Source organism: Pseudoxanthomonas sp. SE1 (assembly GCF_029542205.1).
Classification (GTDB): Bacteria; Pseudomonadota; Gammaproteobacteria; order Xanthomonadales; family Xanthomonadaceae; genus Pseudoxanthomonas_A.
This window is the reverse complement of sequence record NZ_CP113783.1, coordinates 2,356,535-2,381,850: the sequence shown is the minus strand read 5'-3', so window position 1 is coordinate 2,381,850 and position 25,316 is coordinate 2,356,535. Positions and strand designations below refer to the sequence as shown.

General features: G+C 67.7%; 26 protein-coding genes and 2 pseudogenes. All 28 read right to left on the bottom strand.

The window, feature by feature from the left end; all coding sequences use genetic code 11:
* Window positions 1-73: 73 nt before the first annotated feature.
* The 28 genes and pseudogenes from OY559_RS11295 to OY559_RS11160 all read right to left on the bottom strand — a co-directional run bounded on the left by OY559_RS11295 (window position 74) and on the right by OY559_RS11160 (window position 25,181).
* Window positions 74-664, bottom strand: a complete 591-nt coding sequence (locus tag OY559_RS11295; protein WP_277726359.1) for a TetR/AcrR family transcriptional regulator — start codon at window positions 662-664, stop codon at window positions 74-76.
* A 213-nt stretch (window positions 665-877) separates the two neighbouring features.
* A complete protein-coding gene (gene fliR, locus OY559_RS11290) occupies window positions 878-1,669 on the bottom strand; it encodes a flagellar biosynthetic protein FliR (protein WP_277726358.1) in 792 nt (263 codons plus the stop codon).
* Between the two features lie 18 nt (window positions 1,670-1,687).
* Window positions 1,688-1,957, bottom strand: a complete 270-nt coding sequence (locus tag OY559_RS11285) for a flagellar biosynthetic protein FliQ (RefSeq protein WP_192202651.1) — start codon at window positions 1,955-1,957, stop codon at window positions 1,688-1,690.
* Between the two features lie 10 nt (window positions 1,958-1,967).
* On the bottom strand, window positions 1,968-2,783 hold the full coding sequence (gene fliP, locus OY559_RS11280; RefSeq protein ID WP_277726357.1) for a flagellar type III secretion system pore protein FliP: 816 nt from the start codon (window positions 2,781-2,783) through the stop codon (window positions 1,968-1,970).
* Between the two features lies 1 nt (window position 2,784).
* A complete protein-coding gene (gene fliO, locus OY559_RS11275) occupies window positions 2,785-3,177 on the bottom strand; it encodes a flagellar biosynthetic protein FliO (RefSeq protein ID WP_277729987.1) in 393 nt (130 codons plus the stop codon).
* A gap of 10 nt (window positions 3,178-3,187) precedes the next feature.
* Window positions 3,188-3,448, bottom strand: a pseudogene (fliN, locus tag OY559_RS11270) (flagellar motor switch protein FliN); the annotation flags it as partial.
* Between the two features lie 80 nt (window positions 3,449-3,528).
* Window positions 3,529-4,569 carry a flagellar motor switch protein FliM gene (fliM, locus tag OY559_RS11265; RefSeq protein ID WP_277726355.1) on the bottom strand — a complete coding sequence of 347 codons (1,041 nt, stop codon included), beginning with the start codon at window positions 4,567-4,569 and terminating at the stop codon, window positions 3,529-3,531.
* 15 nt (window positions 4,570-4,584) lie between these two features.
* Entirely contained in the window at window positions 4,585-5,112 is a 528-nt protein-coding gene (locus OY559_RS11260) for a flagellar basal body-associated FliL family protein (RefSeq protein ID WP_142124904.1), read from the bottom strand.
* A 238-nt stretch (window positions 5,113-5,350) separates the two neighbouring features.
* Window positions 5,351-6,613: a flagellar hook-length control protein FliK gene (locus OY559_RS11255; RefSeq protein ID WP_277726354.1), complete on the bottom strand. Its 1,263-nt coding sequence runs from the start codon at window positions 6,611-6,613 to the stop codon at window positions 5,351-5,353.
* Window positions 6,613-7,065, bottom strand: a complete 453-nt coding sequence (fliJ, locus tag OY559_RS11250; protein ID WP_277726353.1) for a flagellar export protein FliJ — start codon at window positions 7,063-7,065, stop codon at window positions 6,613-6,615. Before fliJ ends, OY559_RS11255 begins: the two co-directional genes overlap by 1 nt.
* Window positions 7,066-7,083: 18 nt before the next feature.
* Window positions 7,084-8,481 (bottom strand): flagellar protein export ATPase FliI, encoded by a 1,398-nt coding sequence (gene fliI, locus OY559_RS11245; protein ID WP_277726352.1) that lies wholly within the window; start codon window positions 8,479-8,481, stop codon window positions 7,084-7,086.
* Window positions 8,478-9,002, bottom strand: a pseudogene (locus OY559_RS11240) (FliH/SctL family protein); the annotation flags it as partial. The gene fliI and the pseudogene OY559_RS11240, both read right to left, overlap by 4 nt.
* 89 nt (window positions 9,003-9,091) lie before the next feature.
* Complete coding sequence (fliG, locus tag OY559_RS11235) at window positions 9,092-10,099, bottom strand: flagellar motor switch protein FliG (RefSeq protein ID WP_277726351.1); 1,008 nt, start codon at window positions 10,097-10,099, stop codon at window positions 9,092-9,094.
* Window positions 10,092-11,765 (bottom strand): flagellar basal-body MS-ring/collar protein FliF, encoded by a 1,674-nt coding sequence (fliF, locus tag OY559_RS11230; RefSeq protein ID WP_277726350.1) that lies wholly within the window; start codon window positions 11,763-11,765, stop codon window positions 10,092-10,094. Before fliF ends, fliG begins: the two co-directional genes overlap by 8 nt.
* Before the next feature lie 91 nt (window positions 11,766-11,856).
* A complete protein-coding gene (gene fliE / locus OY559_RS11225; protein ID WP_277726349.1) occupies window positions 11,857-12,216 on the bottom strand; it encodes a flagellar hook-basal body complex protein FliE in 360 nt (119 codons plus the stop codon).
* 77 nt (window positions 12,217-12,293) lie between these two features.
* Window positions 12,294-13,754 (bottom strand): sigma-54 dependent transcriptional regulator, encoded by a 1,461-nt coding sequence (locus OY559_RS11220; protein WP_277726348.1) that lies wholly within the window; start codon window positions 13,752-13,754, stop codon window positions 12,294-12,296.
* Window positions 13,747-14,127: a response regulator gene (locus OY559_RS11215; RefSeq protein WP_142124895.1), complete on the bottom strand. Its 381-nt coding sequence runs from the start codon at window positions 14,125-14,127 to the stop codon at window positions 13,747-13,749. The genes OY559_RS11220 and OY559_RS11215 overlap by 8 nt, the downstream gene beginning before the upstream one ends.
* Window positions 14,128-14,145: 18 nt before the next feature.
* Complete coding sequence (gene rpoN, locus OY559_RS11210) at window positions 14,146-15,570, bottom strand: RNA polymerase factor sigma-54 (protein WP_277726347.1); 1,425 nt, start codon at window positions 15,568-15,570, stop codon at window positions 14,146-14,148.
* Window positions 15,571-15,808: 238 nt separating this feature from the next.
* Complete coding sequence (locus tag OY559_RS11205) at window positions 15,809-16,441, bottom strand: response regulator (RefSeq protein WP_142124893.1); 633 nt, start codon at window positions 16,439-16,441, stop codon at window positions 15,809-15,811.
* Between the two features lie 216 nt (window positions 16,442-16,657).
* Complete coding sequence (locus OY559_RS11200) at window positions 16,658-17,248, bottom strand: PilZ domain-containing protein (RefSeq protein ID WP_277726346.1); 591 nt, start codon at window positions 17,246-17,248, stop codon at window positions 16,658-16,660.
* 3 nt (window positions 17,249-17,251) lie between these two features.
* A complete protein-coding gene (locus tag OY559_RS11195; protein ID WP_142124891.1) occupies window positions 17,252-17,557 on the bottom strand; it encodes a hypothetical protein in 306 nt (101 codons plus the stop codon).
* Window positions 17,554-17,970 carry a flagellar export chaperone FliS gene (fliS, locus tag OY559_RS11190; protein ID WP_277726345.1) on the bottom strand — a complete coding sequence of 139 codons (417 nt, stop codon included), beginning with the start codon at window positions 17,968-17,970 and terminating at the stop codon, window positions 17,554-17,556. The genes OY559_RS11195 and fliS overlap by 4 nt, the downstream gene beginning before the upstream one ends.
* A gap of 54 nt (window positions 17,971-18,024) precedes the next feature.
* Window positions 18,025-19,389 carry a flagellar filament capping protein FliD gene (gene fliD, locus OY559_RS11185; RefSeq protein WP_277726344.1) on the bottom strand — a complete coding sequence of 455 codons (1,365 nt, stop codon included), beginning with the start codon at window positions 19,387-19,389 and terminating at the stop codon, window positions 18,025-18,027.
* Window positions 19,390-19,769: 380 nt separating this feature from the next.
* Window positions 19,770-20,975, bottom strand: a complete 1,206-nt coding sequence (locus OY559_RS11180) for a flagellin (RefSeq protein ID WP_277726343.1) — start codon at window positions 20,973-20,975, stop codon at window positions 19,770-19,772.
* An 87-nt stretch (window positions 20,976-21,062) separates the two neighbouring features.
* Window positions 21,063-22,208 carry a flagellin gene (locus tag OY559_RS11175; protein ID WP_277726342.1) on the bottom strand — a complete coding sequence of 382 codons (1,146 nt, stop codon included), beginning with the start codon at window positions 22,206-22,208 and terminating at the stop codon, window positions 21,063-21,065.
* A gap of 79 nt (window positions 22,209-22,287) precedes the next feature.
* Window positions 22,288-23,484, bottom strand: a complete 1,197-nt coding sequence (locus OY559_RS11170) for a flagellin (protein WP_277726341.1) — start codon at window positions 23,482-23,484, stop codon at window positions 22,288-22,290.
* A gap of 289 nt (window positions 23,485-23,773) precedes the next feature.
* Window positions 23,774-24,343, bottom strand: coding sequence for a hypothetical protein (locus tag OY559_RS11165; RefSeq protein ID WP_277726340.1), 570 nt, complete (start codon window positions 24,341-24,343; stop codon window positions 23,774-23,776).
* Window positions 24,327-25,181 (bottom strand): tetratricopeptide repeat protein, encoded by an 855-nt coding sequence (locus OY559_RS11160; protein WP_277726339.1) that lies wholly within the window; start codon window positions 25,179-25,181, stop codon window positions 24,327-24,329. Before OY559_RS11160 ends, OY559_RS11165 begins: the two co-directional genes overlap by 17 nt.
* Window positions 25,182-25,316 lie beyond the last annotated feature (135 nt).

The following is a 25,316-nucleotide window of genomic DNA, read 5'->3' as shown; positions in this document are numbered from 1 at the left end:
TCACGCCGTGGCGGCCAGGTCCCGGACATGCCGCGTCCGGCGTCCGACATGCGGCGCCCAGGGGCGCCGCGAATCAGGCCGTCAGTGCTTCCAGCGTCTTGAACACCTGCGGCACGGCCATGGCCGGGGTGCCGCCGTTGACGGAGACGGCACGCAGGCCGTGCTGGTAGCTCTGCCAGATCATCTCGTCCGCATGCTGGATGTCCACGCCGCGGAATTCGCCCGCGGCCATGCCGCGGCTGAGCTCCTGGCGCACCGGCTCGCGCATCCGGCGCAGTGCGGTGTTCATTTCCGCCTCCACGCTGGGCGACCAGCGCGCCGACACGCTCCACAAGGCAGGGAACGCGATGAAATTGGCGGCGTCCTCGCGTGCCATCCAGAAATAGAAATCGAGGATGCGCTGGGCATGCGTCGACCCCTGCGGGCGTTCCACCATGGGCGCCTTGCGCGCGGTGTAGTCGCGGATCAGCAGGGTGGCGATGATGTCTGCCTTGGTCTCGAAGTGCAGGATCACGCCGCGGGCACTGAGGCCGGTTTCTTCGCCCAGGTCCATCAGGGTGGTCTGGTCGAAGCCCTTGGTGAAAAACAGCCTGCGCGCCGCGATGAGCACGGCTTCCCGCGTCTCCTGGCTGGTACGGCGCTTGTGGGTGGGGTTTGGACTCACAGGCATTCTCCGGTTCGCGGGGGGAGCTCTCCTGCGTCGGCCTGGACCTGGGTCCGGACCGTGCGCTGGCGTATGTGGCGCCTCCCTCAGTCCCATTCTGCACAGATTCATGCATTTAGTGGAACAGGGGGCGCACACATCGTGTGAAACCCGCACGCAGAGGCCTGAACAGCAGGCGCCGGGGTGCTCCCGCGGAGGATAACCGCAGTTTCGTTAAGCGCTGATTTGCCGCGCTGCATCAAACGAAAGGTCGAAGATGCGCTGTACCGGCGGCCCCAGCTCGCCTGCCAGCAGCGCGAGCAGGAACAACCCCAGCAGCAGGGCCGTGGGCAGGCCCAGCTGGATGGGATTGAGGGCCGGCGCGGCGCGGCCCAGCACGCCAAAGGCCAGGTTCACCGCCAGCATCGCGACCATCACCGGCAGGGCCAGCCCCACGGCCGCACGCAGCATGTGGCTGAACAGCATCGGCGCGACTTCGAGCATCTGCTGCACGTCCGGCAGCGAGGTGCCGATCGGCAGCGAGCGATAGCTGTCCACGAGCAGCGACACCAGGGCCAGGTGGCCATTGGCGGTGAAGAACAGCAGGCCGAATGCCAGGTAGAACCATTGGCCGACGACACCGGAGTTCACCCCGCGCAACGGATCCGACATCTGGGCGAAGGCCAGGCCCGTGCCCTGCGAGATCAGTTCGCCCGCCATCGCGCCGGCTTCGAACGCCAGCCGCAGCATGAAGCCCATGCTCGCGCCGACGGCAAGTTCGCGCGCCACGTTGAGCACGGTGCTGGCGTCGAAGGCGATCCGGTCCGGCGTGCCCGGAAGCAACGGTGCGAGCGCCATCGCCAGCGCGCCGGCGATGATGACCCGCACCCGCACCGAGACGGCGCGCGTGCCGATCAACGGCGCCGCCATCAGCAGCGCGCCGGTGCGCAGCATCGTCCACAGGATGGCGTTGACCATGCCGAAGGCCTGCTGGCCGTCGATGACCATCTGGGTCGCGGGATCCATCGCGTCGCGTCCGCGTCGTCAGCCGATCAGGTGAGGCAGCCGCTGGAACAGGTTGGTCGTGTATTCGACCAGCACGCCGAGCAGATAGCTGCCGGTGGCGAACAGCGCCGCGGTCAGCGCGATCGCCTTGGCGACGAACGCGATGGTGGGCTCGTTGAGCTGTGTCGCCGCCTGGATCACGCCGACCACCACGCCGACGATCAGCACCACGAGCAACAGCGGGCCACCGACCCACAGGGCGATTTCGAGGCCGTCACGCAGTTCGGTAAGGGCAAGTTCGGGACTCATCGCGTGCTCCTCAGACGCCGTTGAAACTGGCGGCCAGCGAGCCGACGATCAGCACCCAGCCGTCCACCAGCACGAACAGCAGGATCTTGAACGGCGCGGACACCAGCATCGGCGACAGCATCATCATGCCCATCGACATCAGCACGCTGGCGACCACCAGGTCGATGATCACGAAGGGAATGAAGATCAGGAAGCCGATCTCGAACGCGGTCTTCAGTTCGCTGGTGATGAACGAGGCCACCACGATGGGGAACGGCACGTCCGCCGGGCTGGCATAGCTGCCGTGGCCGGCAAGGCCGGCGAAGGTCATCAGGTCGGTTTCGCGTACCTGCGCCAGCATGAAGTCGCGCAGCGGCCCGGTGGTCATCGTCCACGCGGTGGAGAAATCGATCTGGCCATTGAGGTAGGGCGCCATGCCCTGTGCCCATGCCTTTTCGCCGACGGGCATCATCACCAGCATGGTCAGGAACAGCGCCAGGCCCACCAGTACCTGGTTGGACGGTGTCTGGCCCGTGCCGAGCGCCTGCCGCAGCAGTCCGAGCACGATGATGATGCGGGTGAAGGCCGTCATCGCCAGCAGCGCCGACGGGATCAGCGTGATCGCCGTCATCAGCAGCAGCGTCTGCAGTGGCAGGCTGACGGTGTTGTCGCCCACCTGGCCCACGTTGACCTTCGGCAGCGTGGGCAGGGTCGGTGCGGTGGGCGCGGCCGGCGCAGCGGCGGCAGGCGTTGTGGCGGGTGCGGGTGCAGTCGTGGCCTGCGCGAACGCCAGCGTAGGCGCGGCCAACCACAGCAGGCAGATCAGGGAAAGGACGAAACGACGCATCTCAGGACTCTTTGCGCAGGCGCTTGGCCAGCAGTTCGGCGAAGTTGGGCAGGGCCGGCGCGGGTGCGACAACCAGCGGTTCGGGCAGGGTGTGCAGTGCGGTGATGCCGCCGGCGGTCACGCCGATCAGCACCTGTTCCTTGCCGACTTCGATCACCATCACGCGCTCCTTGGCACCGACCGACAGCATCGACACCACGCGCAGTTGTTCGCTGGGCCGGATGCCGGCGCCCATGCCGGGCATGCGCTTGAGCAGCCAGGCCATGCCCAGGATCAGGCCGAGTACCAGGATCAGGCCAACGAGCGCGCCGCCGATGCCGGGCGTGGACGGCGCGTGCTGGCCGATCTTCTGTACGGGTGCCGCCGCGGTGGCGAGCAGGGCGAAGGCGTGCATGGACATCGGCTCAGCGCAGGCGGCGGATGCGTTCGCTGGGACTGACCACGTCGGTCAGGCGCACGCCGAAACGGTCGTTGACCACCACGACTTCGCCATGCGCGATCAGCGTGCCGTTGACGAACACGTCCAGCGGTTCGCCGGCGCCGCGCTCCAGTTCCACCACCGAGCCCTGGTTGAGCTGCAGCAGGTTGCGGATCGGCATGCGGGTGCGGCCGACTTCCAGCGACAGCGTGACCGGCACGTCCAGGATCACGTCCAGGCTCATGTCGTTGTCGCTGTCGCTGTCCTGCGCGGGGGCATCCGCGCTGGTGTCGCCGAAGGCGGCGAGCATCTCTTCGTTCTCGGGAATCATGGTGTGGCGTCCTGGAAGGCGACGGGTGTCAGGGCATGGCGGGGCGGCGCCGCGTGCTTGTGGTGGCTGCCGGGAGGATGCTTGGCGGTGATCTTCACCGCGTTGTTGCCGTTGGAGATGCCGAACTCGCCGGTGAACACCGGCACCTGTTCGACACACACCGGCACCGACTTGGGCAGGTCGATGGGCAGGATGTCGCCGATCTTCAGCCGGGTCAGCTGGCGCAGGTTGATGCGTTTCTCCGCCAGCACGCTGGAGACGGTGACTTCGGCGCCGCGCAACTGCTCGTGGAGGGTGACGCGGAAGCTGTCGTCGTCGTGCACGCGGTCGGACTGGATGCCGGCGTCGAGCAGTTCGCGGATCGGTTCCAGCATCGAATACGGCAGCGTCACGTGCAGGTCGCCGCCGCCGCCATCGAGTTCCACATGGAAGCGGCTCACGACCACGTACTCGCGGGGACTGACGATATTGGCGAAGTGCGGATTGACCTCACTGGTGATGTATTCGAAGTCCACCGGCATCACCGGCGCCCAGGCATCGACCAGATCGGTGAAGGTCTGCTTCAACAGCAGCTGGATCACCCGCATCTCGGTGGCGGTGAACTCACGGCCTTCGATCTTGGCCGGGTAGCGACCGTCGCCGCCGAAGAAGTTGTCCACCATGGTGAACACCAGCTTGGGTTCGAACACGATCAGGCCCACGCCGCGCAGCGGCTTGAACTTGATCAGGTTGAGGTTGGTGGGCACGTACAGGGAGTGCAGGTAGTCGCCGAACTTGATCGTCTCGATGCCGCGCACCGACAGTTCGGCCGAGCGCCGCAGCAGATTGAACAGGCCGATCCGCCAGGTGCGCACGAAGCGTTCGTTGATCATCTCCAGCGTCGGCAGCCGGCCGCGCACGATGCGGTCCTGGCTGGCGAAGTCGTAGGTGCGCGCGATGGTGGGATCGACCGGCGGTTCTTCGGTCTCGATCGCGCCGGTATCGACGCCGTTGAGCAGCGCGTCGATCTCGTCTTGCGACAGCAGGTCACTGTTCATGGCGGCACGGTTCCGTCACTGCATCACGAAGCTGGTAAACAGCAGGGAGTCGGCGGAGGGCTTGCCGGTTTCGGCCACCAGCAGCGCTTTCACTTCCGAGAGCGCGCTGTTCTGCAGTCGTTCCTTGCCTTCCCGGCTCATCAGGCCGGCGGCATCCTGCTGCGCGAACAGCATCAGCAGGCGCGCGCGGATGGCGGGGGCATGCAGTTCGATGGCCTTGAGCGATTCGGGATCGCGGGTCATCAGCTGCACCTCCACCTGCAGGTAGCGAGCGCCGCCCGTTTCGCCGACAAGGTTGACCACGAAAGGCGGCTCCAGCGCGAAGTACTGGGCGGGGGCGGGAACTTCGCCGGGACTCTTGGCCTTGGGGGCATCGGCCTTCACTTCCGCGCCGGCATGGCTGGCGAAGTACCACGCACCACCGCCGGCGGCCCCGGCCGCGACCAGTGCCACCAGCCCGATGGTCAGCAGCGACTTGCCGCCCTTGGGCTTGTCGCCCTTGTCGGCCTTGGATTTGCTTGCGTTCTTGTCGGCGGCTGCCACGGCGGTGGATCTCCTGAGGGGTCAGTCCAGGTGATGCAAGCGGCGTGCCGTGGTGGTGCGGGCGACCCGACGGGGATTTGACGGGGATGCCTTCTGTAGGAGCGACGTGAGTCGCGACCGCACGCCATGGCGGTCCGGAAACGGTGTGCGCGCAAGGATGGCCGCGTGGGGCCGGCGCCCATGGCGCGGAATGTCTGCGGTCGCGACTCACGTCGCTCCTACAGGACAAGCGGATCCGTCAGGCGTACGCGTCCACCAGTCCCCGCGCCGTCATGCGGACGGTACGCGGTGTCTCGGCTGCGGCGTCGCTGGTGTCTGCGGCGCTTTCACCGTGCTGCGCCGTGCCGCCCTGCGACGGCGGTGCATGCTGCTGGCCGACATCGGCATGGGCCAGTTGGAAGCCGTGCTGGCCCAGCATGTCGCGCAACCGCGGCAGGCTGCTTTCCAGTGCCTGGCGAACCTCGGCCTGGGCACTGGAGAAGTCGGCGTGCACGCGGTCGCCCTCCAGTCGCAGGCGGATCTCCACGGTGCCGAGGTCGTTCGGGGTCACCTTGATGTGTGCATGGCCGATCTTCTGGTCGGCCATCCAGCGCACTGCATCGGCGACGTCTCCGTCGAAGTGGCCGCCATGCAGGTCGGCGCTCGGTGCTTCCATCGCATTGACGGTCTCCGTACGCGAGAGGCCGAGCGGGGCATTCGACGCGCCGACGCCGGCGAGCAGCGTGCCGGTGGGCGACGTGGTGGTTTCCGCGTCGTCGCTGCGCAGGGCATCAATGATGTCGCGGCCGAGGTTGATCACCTCCGGTATCGCGGCGGCGGCCTGGCCGGTGGCCAGGTGGGCGGTGAAGGAGAGCAGGTTCTGCAGCGGCGCCCTGGCCACGTTGTCGGTCGTGGCGGTGGTTGTCGGCAAGGCTGTCGCGGTCGCATCGGCGCCGGTTGTGGTGGCGGCGTCCTGCAGGTCGCCGACACCCGGGTTGTCCGGTCCTGCGATGGCCGCGGCCGGCAAGGCACCTGCCGGCGCGGCGGGCACAAGGGCGCGACTGCCTGCCAACAGGGCATCGGGGGAGCAGGGCGCCTCCGCAGGCAGGGCGCCGCAGAGCAGCGGGTTGCCGAGCAGCGGATTGCCCGGCGGATCGGTCGGCACCGCAGCGACGCCAGGATCGGACGGCGGCACGACGCTTGCCGGTACCGGAAGATCCGGCAGCACGAGCGTGGCGACGCGAGTCTCCCGGGTGTCCTGATCGTCCGTTGCCTGCGCCGCATTGCCCGGGCTGCGCTTGGCGGTGTGCGCGGGTGGCAGGGTGGTCTCCTGTCCCTCGTCGCGCCGGGGCGCGGGCTTTCGCGCCGGGGCATCTTCACGCATTGCCGGGCGGCGCACCATCTCGTCGAAGCTGGGCTTCGCCGGTTCCGATGCGGCTTCACGCGTCTGCGCACCGCCCCCCACCGTGGCGGGGGACATCGTCTTGCCAGCGGAAGGCAGCGACGCCACCGGGGATGGCATCAGGCTTCCTCGCTTTCCTGTGCGGTGGCGGCCAGTCGTGCACGGCGCGCCCCCAGGTCATCCATGTCGCGCTGGTCGCGCCGTTCCACCACCTGCCGTTCCTGGGCCCGGTAGCTGGCGGCGAGTTGCTCCAGCACCTGCTTGTCGCGGCTGGCCAGCAGCAGGCGGTCGCGTTCGATGTCCACGCTGCTGCGGCTGCGGTCGACGTTCTGCAACTGCTGCGCCAGTGCCTGGTCGATGCGTTCCAGGAAGGCGCGGCGATTGGCCAGCTGCGCCGGACTGGTGGCGGCCATCTGGCTGTTGGCGTAGTCCTCGGCGTACTGCCGCAGTTCCTCCAGGCGCGACTCGTGCTGCGCCAGCGTGTTCTGGCGCTCGGCCAGGTCGCGGGCGACGGAATCCTCGTGTTCCTGCGCGCGGCGCAACAGCGGATCGATTCGGCGGGACTGCATCATGGCGGGGATTCCTTGGCGTTACTGCGGGCTGCGTGGCGTGGGGACGCCGGCAGCGATGTTGCGTTGGACCAGCGATTCGAGGGCGGCACGGCTGCTGGGCAGGTCGGCGGCGCGCGCCACGTCCTGGCCCAGGAATTCGACGATCTCCGGCCAGCGTTCAAGCGCTTCGTCCACGGTGGGATCGTTGCCGCGCTGGTAGGCGCCGATGGCGATCAGGTCGCGGTTGCTGTTGTAGGCCGACAGCAGGCGCTTGAGCTTGCGGATGCGGTCGCGCCAGGTTTCGTCGGCGATCTCGGTGACCACGCGGCTGACCGAGGACTCCACATCGATGGCCGGATACAGGCCGCTGTCGGCCACGCGACGCGAGAGCAGGATGTGGCCGTCGAGGATGGCGCGCGCGGCATCGGCGATGGGATCCTGCGGATCGTCGCCTTCGGTCAGCACGGTGTAGAACGCGGTGATGGAACCGCGTCCTTTCGCGCCGTTGCCGGCACGCTCCACCAGTGCGGGCAGGCGCGCGAACACGGACGGCGGATAGCCGCGCGTGGTCGGCGGCTCGCCGACCGAGAGGCCGATCTCGCGCTGGGCCTGGGCGAAGCGGGTCAGCGAGTCCATCAGCAGCAGCACGTTGAGGCCCTGGTCGCGGAACCACTCGGCGATGGCGGTGGCGCGATACGCACCTTGCAGGCGGGCCAGCGGCGGACGGTCCGCGGGGCTTGCGACGACCACGGCGCGCGCCAGGCCTACCGGGCCGAGCGTGCTTTCGACGAAGTCGCGCACTTCACGGCCGCGTTCGCCGATCAGGCCGACGACGATCACGTCCGCGGCGGTATAGCGGGTCATCATGCCCAGCAGCGTGGATTTGCCCACGCCGGAGCCGGCGAACAGGCCCACGCGCTGGCCACGGCCGATGGGCAGCAGCGCATTGATCGCGCGCACGCCGACATCGAGGGGTTGGGTAATCGGTTCGCGCGACAGCGGGTTGATCGTCATGCCCGCCAGGCTGACGCTGCCCTCCGCGCGGATCGGGCCACGGCCGTCCAGTGGGACGCCGTCGCTGTCGATCACGCGTCCCAGCAGGCCTTCGCCGACCTCCACGCCGCCGCGGCGCCGCGAAGGCACCACGCGCGCATTCGGCAGCAGGCCGTGCAGTTCGGCGCTGGGCATCAGGTAGGTGCGTTCGCCCGAGAAGCCGACGACTTCCGCATCCACCCAGCCGCCGTCGACGACTTCCACCTTGCAGGTCGCGCCCATCGGAGCTTCGCAACCGATGGCTTCCAGCGTGAGGCCGACGGCGCGGCGCAGGATGCCTTCGCGGATCAGGCCGCGGCCGCCGAGTTCGGGATTGATCTGCGACAGGCGCGCGGACAGGCGCAGGTCGCGTGCGGTCAGCCATTCCAGCGGTTGGGCGCTCATGCGCGCGTGCTCCGGTTGAGCACGGTTTCCAGCGCGCCGCGTAGGCGGGCCTCAAGGGTGCCGTCGATGCGGACGCTTTCGGCGTGCACGCGCAGATCGCCGCGGCTGAGCGAGGTGTCCGCGGTCAGTCGCGTACCCGGGGCCATGGCCAGCACGGGAGTGAGGGCCGCGATGTCGTCGGGATGCAGGCGCAGTTCGACTTCGCGCTGCGCGCCGCCGACAGCATCCAGTGCACTGGTCGCCAGTTCCTGCAGCAGGACGGGGTCGGTCTGGTAGGCACGGCCCACCAGCGCACCGGCGATGCGCACGGCGAGTTCGGACAGGGCGCCGACGACTTCGTTTTCGAGTCGATCCAGCGGACGCGAGAAGTTGTCGAGGATGCCTTCCATCTGCGCGGCCAGCCGGCGGACTTCGGTCTGGCCGGTGGCGAACCCTTCGGCGTGGCCTTCGGCCAGCCCGCGTTCGAGGCCTTCGCGGTACGCGGCATCCTGGATGGCCTGGATCTCTTCGATCGTCGGCGGCACCAGCGGCGGCGCTTCCGGCTCGGCGGCGGGCGCTGCGACGACGACGTCGAGCGGCGCCGGCATCCAGCGCAGCGGCGACGGCGCGCTCATACCATTTCCTCGGCGCCGGCCATCAGCGAGATCACGCCCTGGTCAGCCAGGCGGCGCACGATGGCGAGGATTTCCTTCTGCGCGCCTTCCACATCGGACAGGCGCACCGGGCCACGGGCCTCCATGTCTTCTACCAGGATCTGCGCCGCGCGCTGGGACATGTTGCGGGTGATCTTTTCCCTCACCTTGGCATCGGCGCCGCGCAGCGCCAGGCCCAGGCGGTCGTTCGGGACTTCGCGCAGCAGTGCCTGCAGTTCGCGGTCGCCCAGGTCGGCCAGGTTGTCGAACACGAACATCAGGTCCTGGATGCGCGCGCCCAGGTCGGCGTCGACCTGGGTGATGTTGCCGAGGATGGCCTGGTCCTGGCCGGAGTCCATGAAGTTGAGGATGTTCGCCGCGACCTTGACGCCACCGATGCTGGAGGCCTTGAGGTTCTGGTTGCCGGCGAACTGGCGCTCCATGATCTCGTTGAGTTCGTTCAGCGCGTTCGGCGGAATGCCGTCCAGCGTGGCGATGCGCAGCAGCACGTCGGTGCGGGTGCGCTCGGGCAGCAGCTTGAGGGTGTCGGCGGCCTGGTCGCTGTCCAGGTGGGCCAGCACGATGGCGATGATCTGCGGGTGTTCGTTGCGCACCAGGTCGGAGATCGCGCGTGGATCCATCCACTTCAGCGTGTCCAGGCCGGTGGTGTTGCGGCCCAGCAGGATGCGGTCGATCAGGCTGCCGGCCTTGTCTTCGCCCAGGGCCTGCACCAGCACCTTGCGCACGTAGTCGTCGGCGCCCATGCCCAGCGAGGTCTGCTTGTCCAGCGATTCGCCGAACGTGGCCATGACCTGCATCACCTGCTCGCGGCTGACGCCGGAGATGGTGGCCATGGCGATGCCGAGCTTCTGCACCTCCTTGGCGTTCATGTGCTTCAGCACTTCGGCCGCGTCCTCCTCGCCCAGCGAGAGCAGCAGCACGGCGGCCTTCTGCACGCCGTTGAGGTTGTGTTCGGCGTTATTCATCGCTGGCCACCCAGTCCTTCACGACCTGCGCCACCTGCTTGGAATCGGTCTTCACCGCTTCGCGCGCCTGGCGCAGACGGTCTTCGTAGGCATCGGAGGGCAGGGCGCGCATCGGCGGCAGTGCGTCGTGCGACAGCGTGGCCAGGGCGCCGGCCTCCATGTCGTCCTCGTCCATCACGGTGACGTCGATGCCGTCGTCCTCGTCCTGCGTCCTCCGCCGGGTGGCCGGATGGATGATCTGGCGCATGGCCGGGCGCAGCACGCCGAACAGCAGCGCGATGACGACCAGCGCACCGAGGCCGTAGCGGGCGATATCGCGCAGCATCGGGTTGTGCAGCCACGGGCTTTCCCAGAAAGGCACGTCCACCGGGGCTTCGGTTTCGCGCACGAACGGCGCGTTCATCACCGAGACCGAGTCGCCGCGCGCGGCGTCGAAGCCCACGGCTTCCTTCACCAGCGCTTCGATGCGGGCCAGGGTGGCGGCGTCCAGCGCGGTCATGACGACCTTGCCGTTCTCGCCGGTGCGCGGCACGTGGTCGACCAGCACGGCGGCGGTGACGCGGCGCACGCGGCCGGCCGGCTGGCGGGTGTGCTGCAGCGTGCGGTCCATCTCGAAGTTGCGGGTGGCGCTGCTGGAGGTTTCCGTCGGCGCGGCGGGGTTGGGCGCAGCGGCGGCATTCGGACCGGGCGGGGTGTTGCTGGTCGCGCCGGGCACGCCTTCGGGACCAGTGCCGGCGACGGTGTTCTGGCTGACCTGCTCGCTGCGGATCTTGGCCGGATCGTTTGCGAAGGTTTCGCGTGCTTCTTCGGTGACCGAGAAGTCCATGTCCACGGCGACTTCGGCATTCACGCGGCCGGGACCGGTGAGCGGTTCCAGCAGTTCGCGGATGCGGTCGTTGAACGAGGTTTCCAGCTTGCGTACGCGTTCGAACTGGGCGGCGTTGAGCGCCGCTTCGCTGTTCGGATCGCTGATGGTCAGCATGCGGCCGCTCTGGTCGACCACGGTGACGCGCTCGGGTGCCAGGTCGGGAATGCTGGACGACACCAGGTGCACGATGGCATCCACCTGGTTGCGTTCCAGCAATGCACCGGAACGCAGGTCCAGCACGACCGACGCGCTGGCGACCTCGCGCTGGCGGGTGAAGGCGCTGGGCTTGGGAATGGCCAGGTGCACGCGCGCGTCGCGGACCGGGCGCAGGGTGGTGATGGTGCGGACCAGCTCGGTTTCCAGCGCGTGCTGGTAGCGTGCGTTCTCGACGAACTGGCTGACGCCGAAGCCCGGATCGCGCTCCATCATCTCGAAGCCGAGGCGGCCGCTTTCGGCCAGGCCGGCACCGGCCAGCTTCAGGCGGGCGTCGTGCAGGTTTTCTTCCGGTACCGAAATCGCGCCGCTGGCCTGGTCCAGCTGGAACGGGATCTGCGCCGCGCGCAGCATGTCGGTGGCTTCGGCGGTGGCCTTCGCGTCCAGGCCGGTATACAGCGGTGTGTATGCGGGCTTCTGCGACCAGAAGAACACCATCATGCCCACGGCGACCGCACCGGCGATCAGCAGCAGCGTGCCCATCTGCTTGAACACGCGGGCGTCCTGGATCTTGGTCAGCGCCGCACCGGCCTTGTCGGCGGTCAGCGATTCCTTCAGGGCTTCCTTCGACAGCGTGAGGGCCATGGTGTTGCGGTTCCCGGTTCAAACGGCGTGTGGGTTCTTGTGGAGCCGGGCTTGCCCGGCTGCTGTTCAATCCAGCCGAGCAAGCTCGGCGCTACAGCGGCATGTTCATCACGTCCTGGTACGCCTGCACCAGGCGGTTGCGGACTTCCACCGTGGCGCGGAAGGCGACCTGCGATTGCTGTGCGGCCACCATCACCCGCGCCAGGTCAGCGCGCGGATCCCCCAGTTCGAAGGCCTGCGCCAGGGCGCCGGAGGTCTTCTGCGCGTTGTTCACGCCTTCCAGCGCGTTCTGCAGCGTGTCGCCGAAACTCGGCGCCTTGACGCCCGGCTGCTCGAACCCCACCCGGTTCGGGGTGAACGCACCCGGGTTCGGCATCGGCTCGAGGGCGCGCGTACCGACCTGGTGCTGGTAACTGCGGATCTGCGAGAGGATGGAGGAGACGTCGGACATGGGCGGGTGCTTCGGTCGTCGGGGTTTCTTGCCGGATCAGTTGCAAGACCCGTGCCGCAAACGCCGTCCGTCGCCAGTCAGTTTTCCGTCGCCAGCGCGACCTCTTCGCGCTCGATGCCGTACTTGCGCAGCTTCTCCACCAGCGTGGTGCGGCGCAGGCCCAGCAATTGCGCGGCGTGCGCGACCACGCCACCGGCGCGGTCCAGCGCATCGCGGATCAGGTTCAGCTCGATCTGCGCGATGTGTTCGCGCAGGTCGATGCCGGATTCGGGCAGGCGGTCGGCCGGCGACACCGCGGCGGCCACGACGGCGGTCGGCAGCGGGGCCGGTGCAGCGGCCACCGGTGCAGGCGCGGGCGCATGGGCGACCAGCGCCTCCATGCCTTCCGGCTGGTAGCGCTTGGGCAGGTCGGCCACGCGCACCAGCCCGCCCGGATGCAGCACGGCCAGCCGTTCGACCAGGTTGGTCAGCTCGCGTACGTTGCCCGGCCATGCGTACAGGCGCAGTGCCTGCAGCGTTTCGTTGGCGAAGCGCACTTCACCGCGGCCGGTGCGTGCCAGTTGCGCGGCGATGGTGGTGACCAGGTCGGGCAGGTCGTCGGCGCGCTCGCGCAGCGCCGGCATCTCGATGGGGAACACGTTGAGGCGGTAGAACAGGTCTTCGCGGAAGTGGCCGTCGGCGATGCGCGCTTCCAGGTTGCGATGGGTGGCGGCGATCACGCGCACATTGCAGCGGATGGTCTGGTTGCCGCCCACGCGTTCGAAGCTGCGCTCCTGCAGTACGCGCAGCAGCTTGACCTGCATCGGCAGGCTCATGTCGCCGATCTCGTCCAGCAGCAGCGTGCCGCCCTCGGCCATCTCGAAACGGCCCTTGCGGGCGCTGAGTGCACCGGTGAAGGCGCCTTTCTCGTGGCCGAACAGTTCGCTTTCCAGCAGGTCCGGCGGAATGGCGCCGCAGTTGATGGCAACGAACGGCCCGTCGCGGCGCGGCGACTGGTCGTGGATGGCGCGCGCCACCACTTCCTTGCCGGTGCCGGATTCGCCCAGCACCAGCACCGTGGTGTCGAAGCTGGCGACCTGTTCGATCATGCGGCGCAGGCGGGTGACGGCCGGGCTGTTGCCGGTCGGGCCGCTGGTGGTGACCTGCTGGGCCTGGTGTTCGGTATCCAGCCGCTTCAGGCTGGCGCGGCGCAGGCAGGCTTCCAGCTGCACGTGGCGGATGGGGCTTTCCAGCGTCCATACGCCGACGTGGTGCAGGCCGTGCGCGGTGGCGAAGGCGGCGGTGTCGCCTTCCATCAGCAGCACCGGCGGCGGCAGCTGCGCCTTGCCCAGCCAGGCGAAGAACGCGTCGGCGGCCTTGCCGTCGTCGAGGGTGCCGACGACGATCGCGAGCCAGTCGTGCGGGCGCTGGCGGCGCACATCCACGTCACCGGCGCTGGCGACCCAGCGGGGTGTCAGGTCCATGAATTCGAGCAGGCCGGCCAGGCGTTCGGCACGCGTGGCGTCGGCGTCGATGACGAGGATGCGGGATTCACTCATGGCGGCTGTCTTTGAACCTTTCGAGGATGGGCAAGACTTCCTGGATGTAGGAAAGCTTGCTGACGAATTCGTCGGCACCGGCGCGCATCGCGTGTTCGCGGTGCTCGGCGTCGTCGAAATGGCTGGCGATCACGATGAAGGGCGGTGCGTCCTGCGTCTTGATGAGGCGGGTAGCCTGCAGCCCCCCCATCTCCGGCATGGCAAGGTCCATCAGCACCACGTCCGGACGCAGGGTCTCCGAGCGTTCGATGGCTTCCAGGCCGTTGCTGGCGCGGCCCACGATGTCCAGCCACTCCACCTTGCGCAGGTGGCGCAGGGCGGCGTTGATGAAACCTTCGTGGTCGTCCACCAGCAGTACGGTGATCTTGCTCATTGCGGTCGTGCTCCGTTCTTATCCGGCCTTGGCCAAGACCGGTACGGTAGCGCGTCGGCGTTCCCGGGCGGGAGCGATATCGAGCTGTTCCCGGTACTTCGCCACAGTTCTGCGGGCAATGTGGATGCCCTGGCGGGCCAGCAGGCCGGCGATGGCTTCGTCGGCCAGCGGCTTGCCGGCCGGTTCGGAGTCGATCAGGCGGCGCACCATGGCGCGCACGGCCGGTCCGGACACGTTGGCGCCTTCCAGTCGTACCGCGAAGAAATGCTTGAGCTCGAACGTGCCGCGCGGCGTCTGCATGTACTTGCCTGTGGTGATGCGCGAAACGGTGGATTCGTGCATGCCGATGGCGTCGGCGATCTCCTTGAGCGTCAGCGGGGCCATCGCTTCATCGCCCTGGGCCAGGAAACCGGCCTGGCGCTCGACGATGGCGCGTGCCGTCCGCAGCAGCGTGTCGTAACGGATCGAAAGGCCGCGGGTCAGCCAGCGCGCTTCCTGCAGCAGCTCGCGCAGCTTGCCGGCGCCTTCGGAGGCTTCGGCCTGGTCCAGCGCGCGTTCCTGCATCGGATTGACGCGCACGCGCGGTGTGGTCGCCGGGTTCAGGGCCACGCGCCAGGCGCAGTCGGCATGCCAGGCGACCACGTCCGGGACGATGTAGCCGGTGGGTGCCGGCGCCAGCGACGCGCCGGGGCGCGCATCCAGCGACAGCACCAGTCGCACGCCTTCCATGACCTGGTCGAGTTCCAGGTCCAGCAGGCGGGCGAGGGCGTCGTATTCGTGTGCGGCCAGCAGCGCCAGGCCTTCGGCGACGATGCGGCGGGCGACATGGCGGCCAGGCACGCGGCCTTGCAGGCAGTCCAGTTGCACCTGCAGGCACTCGCGCACGTCGGCGGCGGCCAGGCCGGGGAATTCGCCCCGCAGCAGGCGCTCGCGCAGCTGCAGCGCGGCGTCGGTGGTCAGGTCGAAGCGGGCCGAGGCCAGCAGCGCCAGGGTGTCGGGCGCCTGTTCCAGGTAGCCGGCGTCGTTGGTGTGTTCGAGCCAGAAGGCGACCACGTCAAGCGCCCGGCCATCCAGTTCCAGCGCCAGTCGGTCGAGCACGCGCACATGCGGATCGCTGGATTCGCCGGCTTCCACGCGCTGCATGCGGTCGTCGTCGCCGTCCTGCCAGTTGGCGCCGGCCACGTCCCACAGGCTGGATTCGGGCAGTTCGTCGAACGCGGCGGCATCGAGGGCGGCGGCGTCCTGCGCCGGCAACAGTTCGATCTCGGCGGCCGTCTCGGCATCCTGTGCTTCTTCGACTTCCAGCAGCGGATTGAGGTCCAGTGCGCGGCGCACTTCCATCTCCAACTGCAGGCCATCCAGCTGCAGCAGCCGGATCGACTGCAGCAGTTGTGGCGTCAGATGGAGTTGCTGCCCCAGTTGGGTGGAAAGTCCCGTCTTCATTCCCGTTGTCCCCGATTCGATGGCGTGCCGAGGTCGGCTTCACATCGTGTGAACACTTTGGGCGCCCGGTGACGGAAAAAAAATCAGGGCGTTTCTGGTTGTGCTGCGGGCACACCCCACTGGCCGTCAGGGTTTCCCCTACAGCGTCGGGTTATCGTCGATGGGAAGTGCCCGTCAGGGCGGTGCGGCAACGGGAATCCGTCGCCGGCGGGGGACATCCACGCCGTTCCTGCAAGGCTCAGGCCAGTTCGTTCTGGTGGCGTGCGGCCAGCAACAGCAGATCGTTGGCGCGACGGCAGCCCAGCGATTCCATCATCCGCGCGCGGTGGGTTTCCACCGTCTTCACGCTGATGCCGAGTTGGGCTGCGATTTCCTTGCTGCTCATGCCGCTGCCCAGCTGGCGCAGGATCTCGCGTTGCCGCGGCGACAGCGCGGCGATGCCGGTGGGACGCTGCGGATTGAGCATCGGCGCCAGCATCTTCGATGACACCTGCGGACTCAGGAACACCTGACCACTGGCCGCGGCGCGCAGGGCGAGTTCGAGTTCCATCGGCGCGGCTTCCTTGACCACGAAGCCGGCGCAGCCGCGGTCCAGCGCCACGCGCACCTGGGTGGGATCGTTGTGCATGGACATGATCACCACGCGGGTCTGCGGCAGCGATTCGCGCAGCAGCGGCAGCAGGTCCAGCCCGCTGCGGTCGGGCAGGGAGAGGTCGAGCAGGATCAGGTCCGGGCGGTGGATCGCCGCCATGTCCAGCGCCTGTTGCGCGTTGCAGGCTTCGGCCACGACATCCACGTCGGGCAGCGACTGCAGCAGCCGGCCGATGCCGGCGCGGACCAGAGTGTGGTCGTCGACGATGAGTACACGCACAGGGAAGAACCAGTCGATATCGCGTTGCTTGGTGATGTCACGATAGCCGCGCTGTCCCCGTGCGCCAATTCAGAATCGCGATGGAAAAGTGAAACCACGACATCAGTCACACTTGTGGTGACCGCGTTCGCGTGAAAAGGGCGAATACCGCAATCGCGGCATGTGATGCGTGCACGTCGCGGATGCCGCAGTGGGCGTGGATGCGCGGAAAGCTGGCTACGGACGTGCCGCGTGCTGGGATTGGCGGGCTTCGGCGATCTGGCGGCGATGCAGGCGGAACAGGTGGCGGTCCATGGCTTCGGCAAGGCCGGCGCCCAGGGTGTCGAACTGCAGCCAGAGATGTTGCATGCCTTGCGAGCCTTCGGCCTGCGCCAGCAGTGTGGCGGGCAGTTCGATGTGGTCGCTCAACCAGGTGGCGGGCTGCACGGTCACCACGCCGGCGACGCCGACGGCCAGGTCCTGCGGCGACACGACGTCCAGGCGCAGGCCACGGTGCGACCAGCGCAACGGGGTGGCGGGCAGGGTTTCATGCTGGCTGCGCGCCAGCCGGCCGAGCAGCGACAGCACCAGGTCCAGCTTGGCTTCGATGCGCTGCTGCGTGGGGGTGGCTTCCTTGCGGTCGTCGGGGTCTTCGCCACGCACGTCCTCGGCGACAGCCAACCCTTTCAGCAAGGCCTCCGACGGGGCCTGCATCAGGACCCGTGCACCCGCGTCAAAGCGCGCGGGCAGCACCACCTCGCAGGTGAGCGCGCCATCGAACAGCGCATGCTCGGCAGGGTGCTCCACGAGGATGATCGAAGCGGTCATGGCTCACCCCTCGACAACGGAAAGGTAGGCGCGCGCGGCGCGGTCGGCGCTCTGGTTGACGTGCATGCGGATCCGCACCTGTTCGCGCGCGTCCTGCATCGACTTCTGCAGTTCCAGTTGCGCACGCAGCAACACGGCCAGCGCGTCGTAACCGGCGGAGCGGCCGCCGTCGGCGTGCAGGAAAGCGCGCACGTCGTGGTCGTGCCGGTTGAGCAGGCGCTCGACGTCCTCCAGTTCGCCCGCGTGCAGGGCGTGGCGCATGCCGTCGAGCTGGGCGAAGAGGTCGTCGAGGGCCGGTGTGGCGTTCATCGCGCGGCGGCCATGGCCGGCGGCTGGCGCTGCTCGGAGGGAATGGCGTTCCAGGCGGATTCGATCTCGCCCAGCAGGTCGAGCGACTCGCGCAGTGCGGCGGTGTCGTTGTGCAGGTTGGCGTCGATCAGGCGCGTCTGCACGTAGTCGTACAGCGCGGAGAGACTGCCGGCGATCTCGCCGCCCGCTTCGTGGTCCAGCGAGCCATTGAGGTGCCCGATGATGGCGCACGCTTCGCCGATCGCCTTGCCCTTGCGTGCCAGGTCGCCACGTTCCATGCACGCATCGGCCAGCCGCAGGCGTTCGCAGGCGCCCGACAGCAGCAGGGCCACCAGGCGGTGCGGATCGGCGTCCATGACGGCGCTGCTGAGGCCGGTGTTGCGGTACTGGGCGGCGTACGAATGCGATGACATTCCATTTTCTCCTGCGATCCCCGCGCGTCACCCGACGGCGGTTCGGATCGGCGGTTATCCGGTCTGGTTGGCGAGCGAGGCGAGTTGCTGGGCCAGGTAGCTGCTGGTGCTGCTCATCTGGGCGACCATCGAATCCATCGCCACGAACTGGGCCTTGTAGCGGTTGCCCACGGCTTCCATGCGCGCGTCCAGCGCCAGGCGCTGTGCGGCGACATCCTTGATCTGGGCGTTCAGGCCGCTGGTGCGCTGGGTGAAGGCGCCATTGGTGCCGATATAGCTGCCCACGGCCGTCTGCAACTTGCCCGCGAAACCGCTGTCGCCGGTGAAGGCGGTGCGGATCTTCTCGGGATCGCTGACCAGCGCGGCGGTGAACTTGCTGCTGTCGAACACCAGCGTGCCGTCGGACGACGGATAGCCCTTGGTCTGCAGGCCCAGCGTCTTGGCGTCCAGGCCCTGTGCCGCCAGGTCGCCGAGTACGCCGCTGAGCACGTTCCTCAACTGGCCCGAAGCGCTGCGCATCTGCGCATCGCCGGTCAGGGCGGAAGGCTCGTCGCTTTCGGCGTTGTACTTGGTCGAGGTGTTGATGGCGCCGATGGCCGCGTTGTATGCGGTCACGAAATCCTGGATCAGCTTGCTGGCGGCTGCGGTGTCGGTGGACACGGTGACGGTGCTGGTGCCCAGGGTTTTCAGGTCCAGGGTCAGTCCCGGCACGGCATCGGTGATCTTGTTGCCGCTGGCGGTCACGGTCAGGCCGTCGATCTTCACTTCGGCATCGGCGGCGGGGACGCGTTCCTGCAGGCTGGCAGCGAGGGTCTGCAGGTCGCTGCCGCCGGAGGTGAAGGCCAGCGAGATGCCGTTGGCGGCGCCGGTCTTGTCGGACGACACGGACAGGTAGAGCCCGTCATTGGACGTCAGCACGCTGGCCTGCACGCCCTTGCTGCGGGCGGCGTCGTTGATCGCGCTGCGGACATCCTGCAGCGTGCTGTCGGCGGCGATGTCGATGGCCAGCGCTTCGCCGCCGACCGTCAGCGTCAATTGACCGGCGCCGAAGGTCGTGTCCGCTGCCACCGGCTGGTTGGTGATCCACTTGTTGGCGGTGGCCAGTCCGACCACTTCGATCGCATAGGTGCCGTTGGGCGTCCCGCTGCCCACCGTGGCGCCGACTACCGTATCGGTGGCGGACTTGACGGTGCGGGTATCGAAGGCGGTAGCGGCCTTCAGCGCGGTCAGCGCCTTGTCCAGATTGCTGAAAGCGGAACTGACGGTGCCCAGCGCGGACAACTTGAATTTGGCCTGGCTTTCGATGCGGGTCAGGCGGTTCTCCGCGGGCGCGCGATCGGCCGCCACCAGCTGGGACACCATGCCATTGATGTCCATCCCGGTGCCGATGCCGCCATAACCCAGCGAATAGTCTGCCATTGCCGTCTCCTGTCAGTGCCCTTCCGGAAAAGGGTGGCCGGGCGGGCCTGGCATCCGGTACCGGATGGGGCCCGCCCGTGCAGTTTCAGTAGCGGCCTGCCGCGGCCGTTCTTTAGCCCGCATCTCTCCGTCTCCCACCGCCGCCGTGGGTCCGGCGACTGGTGAGAAATGCGGGCGCAGGAACTGATGCAGGGTTTGTGCCAGAAAGCGGTGGTTCGTGATGGGGCAACTCCCGGAAACCGGCATTCCCGATCACCCATCACCCAAAAAAAGACCCCCTCCGTCGCCGGAGGGGGTTGGGGTACTGCCAAACGGAGGGAGACGAATCCGTCCGTGACGACAGGGAACTAGGAGGAACTGCGGATAAAGCGTGCCGCGTATCAGCGCAGCAGGGACAGCACGTTCTGCGGCACCTGGTTGGCCTGGGCCAGCATGGCCGTACCGGCCTGCTGCAGGATCTGGGTGCGGGTCAGTTCGGCGGTTTCCTTGGCGAAATCGGTGTCGCGGATGCGGCTGCGCGAAGCGGCCAGGTTTTCCGAGCTGGTCTGCAGGTTGGCGACCACGGAGGTGAAGCGGTTCTGCACCGCACCCAGGTCGGCGCGGGCGCTGTTGACGGCCGTCAGTGCCTTGTCGACGATTTCCAGCGCCTGCTGCGCACCCTTGAACGTGGAAATGTCGAGGTTGCTGGCGTACTGCTTGGTCGTCGCGACGGTGCTGGCGGCGACGTCGGCCGGGGCGGTACCGCCGGTCCAGGTGCCGGTTTCCACGGCGATGCCGAGGAAGTCGCCATCCGAATCCACGCTGTCCTTGACCGAGGTCAGGTTGACCGCGCCGTTGGCGCCCAGTTCGGCCAGTACGCCGGTCTCGCCGATCTTGGCGTTGATCGCGCCGACCAGCGCGGTGGCGGCGGCGTCGCGCGTGGCGGCTGCCGTACCCTGCGCAGCCACTTCGACGGTGTCGATGGTGACGGCGCTGCCGTCGGCATTGGTCAGCTGCAGGCCTTCGATCTTCAGATCGGTGGTGCCGTCGGCCGGCGTGGCCGTGGTGAACGTGGCGGTGGCGAACATCGCGCCGCCCAGTGCTTCAGCCTGTGCATCGACGACCTTGTCGATGGCGATGGCCTGCGAGGCATTGGCACCGACCTGGAACAGCTGGCTGGTGAACGAACCATCCAGCAGCTTGGTGCCGTTGAAGTCGGCCTGCTTGGCCACGCGGTCGATTTCGGAGGTCAGCTGCTTGACTTCGGCGTTCAGTGCGGCGCGGTCGGACGAGGAGTTGGTCGCGTTGGCCGACTGCACCGACAGCTCACGGATGCGCTGCAGGTTGTTGCCGATTTCGGTCAGCGAGCCTTCGGCGACCTGGGCCAGCGAGATGCCGTCGTTGGCGTTGCGGACCGCGACGTCCAGGCCGCGGATCTGGGTGCTGAAGCGTTCGGAGATGGCCAGACCTGCGGCGTCGTCCTTGGCGCTGTTGATGCGCAGGCCGGACGACAGCCGCTGGATGGTGGTGGCCAGTGAAGCACCGCTGCTGCTCAGATTGCGCTGCGCATTCAGCGAGATGGTGTTGGTGTTGATGACCTGTGCCATGGAAGTTTCCTCTAGGCGGGATTACGAAGGGGAGAAGCCCGGGCCGGAAGGGGTGGCGATGGCCACCCGTTCCGGCGCATCACCGCGTTAGCGGAGCAGGCTGAGCACGTTCTGCGGCACCTGGTTGGCCTGGGCCAGCATGGCCGTACCGGCCTGCTGCAGGATCTGGGTGCGGGTCAGTTCGGCGGTTTCCTTGGCGAAGTCGGTGTCGCGGATGCGGCTGCGCGAAGCGGCCAGGTTTTCCGAGCTGGTCTGCAGGTTGGCGACCACCGAGGTGAAGCGGTTCTGCACCGCACCCAGGTCGGCGCGCGCGCTGTTGACCGAGGTCAGGGCAGCGTCGACGATTTCCAGGGCCTTCTGCGCGCCTTCGAACGTGGTGATGTCCAGGTCCTTGGCGAACTGCGCGGTACCCGCCGTGGCTGCAGTGGTCGCGGCCGTGAGGCCCGAGCCGGCGACCGTGCCGCCCACGACCAGGTCGGTGTCGGCCTTGACCGAGGTCAGGGTGACCTGGTCGGCGTCGACCGAGGCGTACACGCCGGTCTCGCCCAGCTTGGCGTTGATGGCGGCGGCCAGGCCCTTGGCGATGTCCTCACCACTGGTGCCGTTCGTGTACTCGACATCCGCGATGGTCACACCGTTGATGGTCAGGTCGGCGATGCTGCCGTCGGCGGCGGCATCGGCGATGGCCGTGCCGGTGACGTCGGCGGCGAACTTCACGTTGCCCAGTGCATCGGACTGCGCATCGACGACCTTGTCGATGGCGATGGCCTGCGAGGCATTGGCACCGACCTGGAACAGCTGGCTGGTGAACGAACCATCCAGCAGCTTGGTGCCGTTGAAGTCGGCCTGCTTGGCGACACGATCGATTTCGGAGGTCAGCTGCTTGACTTCGGCGTTCAGCGCGGCGCGGTCGGACGAGGAGTTGGTCGCGTTGGCCGACTGCACCGACAGCTCACGGATGCGCTGCAGGTTGTTGCCGATTTCGGTCAGCGAACCTTCGGCGACCTGGGCCAGCGAGATGCCGTCGTTGGCGTTGCGGACCGCGACGTCCAGGCCGCGGATCTGGGTGCTGAAGCGTTCGGAGATGGCCAGACCTGCGGCGTCGTCCTTGGCGCTGTTGATGCGCAGGCCGGACGACAGCCGCTGGATGGTGGTGGCCAGTGAAGCACCGCTGCTGCTCAGATTGCGCTGCGCATTCAGCGAGATGGTGTTGGTATTGATGACCTGTGCCATGAGTTCTACTCCTGAGGCGTTTTCTGCACGGGGGAAAAGTTTTCCAACGATCCCCGCCGTGCCGCCGGGGATACCTGGTTCAGCGTTGCAACAAGCTCATTACGTTCTGCGGCACCTGGTTGGCCTGGGCCAGCATGGCCGTACCGGCCTGCTGCAGGATCTGGGTGCGGGTCAGTTCGGCGGTTTCCTTGGCGAAATCGGTGTCGCGGATGCGGCTGCGCGAGGCGGCCAGGTTTTCCGAACTGGTCTGCAGGTTGGCGACCACCGAAGTGAAGCGGTTCTGGATGGCACCGAGGTCGGCGCGCGAACCGTTCACGGCCGTCAGTGCCTTGTCGACGATTTCCAGCGCCTGCTGGGCACCGGCGAAATCCGAGATGTCCACGTCGGACACGAACTTCGGCACTTCGCTGGTGGCGACGGCCGTGGCGGTGTACGTGCCGCCGGTGATGGCGACGCCGAAGGCCGCGAAGTCGCCGTTGGCGTCCACGCTGGTCTTGACCGAGGTCAGTTCCAGGCCGGTGCCGGCGGCATCGACGTTGGCGTAGATGCCGGTTTCGCCGAGCTTGCCGTTGATGTGGGCGGCCAGCGCCTTGGCGGCGGCTTCGTTGGTGGCGGCGACCGAACCGGCGCTCTTGACGGTCAGGTCGTCGAAGGCGACGGCATTGCCGGCGCTGTCGGTGAGGGTCAGACCGGTGATGGTGATGTCGGCGGTGGCGGAAGCCGCGGCCGTGATGGCCAGCGTGCCGCTGTCGAACTGCGAACCGCCCAGGGTCATGGCGCGGGCGTCGACCACCTTGTCGATGGCGATCGCCTGGCCGGCGTTGGCGCCCACCTGGAACAGCTGGCTGGTGAACGAACCGTCCAGCAGCTTGGTGCCGTTGAAGTCGGCCTGCTTGGCGACGCGGTCGATTTCGGAGGTCAGCTGCTTGACTTCGGCATTCAGCGCCGCGCGGTCGGAGCTGGAGTTGCTGGCGTTGGCCGACTGCACGGCCAGTTCGCGGATGCGCTGCAGGTTGTTGCCGATTTCGGTCAGCGAGCCCTCGGCGACCTGGGCCAGCGAGATGCCGTCGTTGGCATTGCGCACGGCGACGTCGAGGCCGCGGATCTGGGTGCTGAAGCGTTCGGAGATGGCCAGGCCGGCGGCGTCGTCCTTGGCGCTGTTGATGCGCAGGCCGGACGAAAGACGCTGGATGGTGGTGGCCAATGAAGCGCCGCTGGTGCTCAGGTTGCGCTGAGCGTTGAGCGACATCGTGTTCGTGTTGATTACCTGTGCCATGTTCGTCTCCTCTTATTTGGATTCACGGCGTTGAAGGGAAAAGACGCTGCCGGTTTGTTTTGTGGTGGCTAGTCGTCTTCGTGTTGCGAAATGAATAACGGCGCTGCCGAAAAAACCTTTAGGGCAGGCGGAAAAAAATGTGTTAGGGCACGGAACCGCAGGCGAAAGCAGGCGGTGTCCGGGGCGCGCGGAGCGGCCTAAAGAAGGGGCGCGCGCTGCCGTTAAGCGGCGGCGCGGCCATGGGCGATGCGATCAGGGTTCGCCGCTGCGCGAGGCGGCAGCGCCAGCCTCAGGGCTGCGGGATGCGCCAGGCGTCGGCGGGATCGGCCAGCAGCGACACGCCGGGCATGCGGTACTCGCAACCGATCAGCGTGCGTTGCCGGAGTCCGGCATGCTCGCCGGGATAGACCACCAGGGCATGGAAATCGTCGAGCGCGCCGGACAGGGGCGCATCGCGGCTGTCTTCCAGTGCGCGTTCGAGCTGCGCCGCCGCCTGCTCGATGGAGTCGTCCACCAGCAGCAGGACGCGGTTGTCGGTGATGACGACGGCATCGCTGTGATGCCCCCACGCCAGCACGGGTTCGGCCAGGCGATAAAGATCCATCATGGGCGCGCTGTACTGGCGTTCGGTCTGGGTGAATTCCGTCGGGCGCTCGCGACGGAGTCGCTGCAACAGGGTGATGAGATCGCCACTTGCCGTGCGGCAGGTGAGTGCATCGAGCAAGGTGTCGGACGGCGTAGCGGTCACCGCCGGCGAGGGAGGTGGCGCATCGGCATCCGACTGGGCGGACACCGGCGCCGCGCCAGCCAGCCACAGGGAAGCCAGCGCAATGGAAACCCTGTTACTCGATCTGCGCATTCGCGTGGGCAGCATCCAGTGCTTCCATGGCATCGCGTGGCTTCAGCTTGCCGGCCTTCTCGAACGATGCCGCGGCGGCGTCTTCCTTCTTCTCGCCGTGGAGCAGCAGCAACACGTTCGCGTATTCCACGTGCGCGATGGGTGAATCGGGGGTCAGCTTCAGCGCGGTCCTGATGTGCGACTCGGCTTCGCCAGCTTTGGCGCCGTAGGTCAGGCCGCCGATCATCGCGCCGATCTTGTTGATGATCTCGGCGTGGTACAGCGCCAGCGCGGTATGCGCCTCGGCGTGCTTGGGGGCCCGTTCCAGCGTGGCGTCGAGCGCGGCGCGGACCTTGCCGGCGATGCCCTGCTTGAGCGCCTTGGCGATGCTCAGGCCCTGGCTGTAGCGGCCCAGCGCGAAGGCGTGACGGTAATGACTGTTGGCTTCGTCGGGCAGGGCCTTGATGGCGGCTTCGGCCAGTTTCGCCGCCTGTTCGAAGCGCTTGAGTTGCTCGGATTCGTCTTCCACCAGATAGGTGGCATGGATGCCCAGCGCCTTGACCGCGACCGAAGCGCCCAGCGGGCCGAGGGCTTCACCGGCCTCATACGCGGCCTGGAAGTCACCGCGATGGAACGCGCGCCACGCATCCTGCAGGCGTTGCGCGAGGTCGGCGGGCTCGATGCCTTTGGCTGCCTTGCCTGCGGCGGCGATCAACGCCTTGGCGCGCTTTTCGTCGGGGTAGGGCTCCTGGTCGCCGGCATGCAGCGCCGGCCACGCCTTCTTCAATGCATCGCCCGCGTAGGCATAGCCCTTCGCGTCATGCGGAAACGAAGCCCACTTCGAAGATTTTCCTGCCATTGGTCGTCCCTCCCAGGATGCTGCGAGCATCGCCGCGAACGCGGTCATCAGGCAACCCCTACGCATTCCGTGACACGAGCGGCCAATAGTGTGATTGCTCGACGCGGGCAGGACAGCATCGCTTCATGGAAGCCG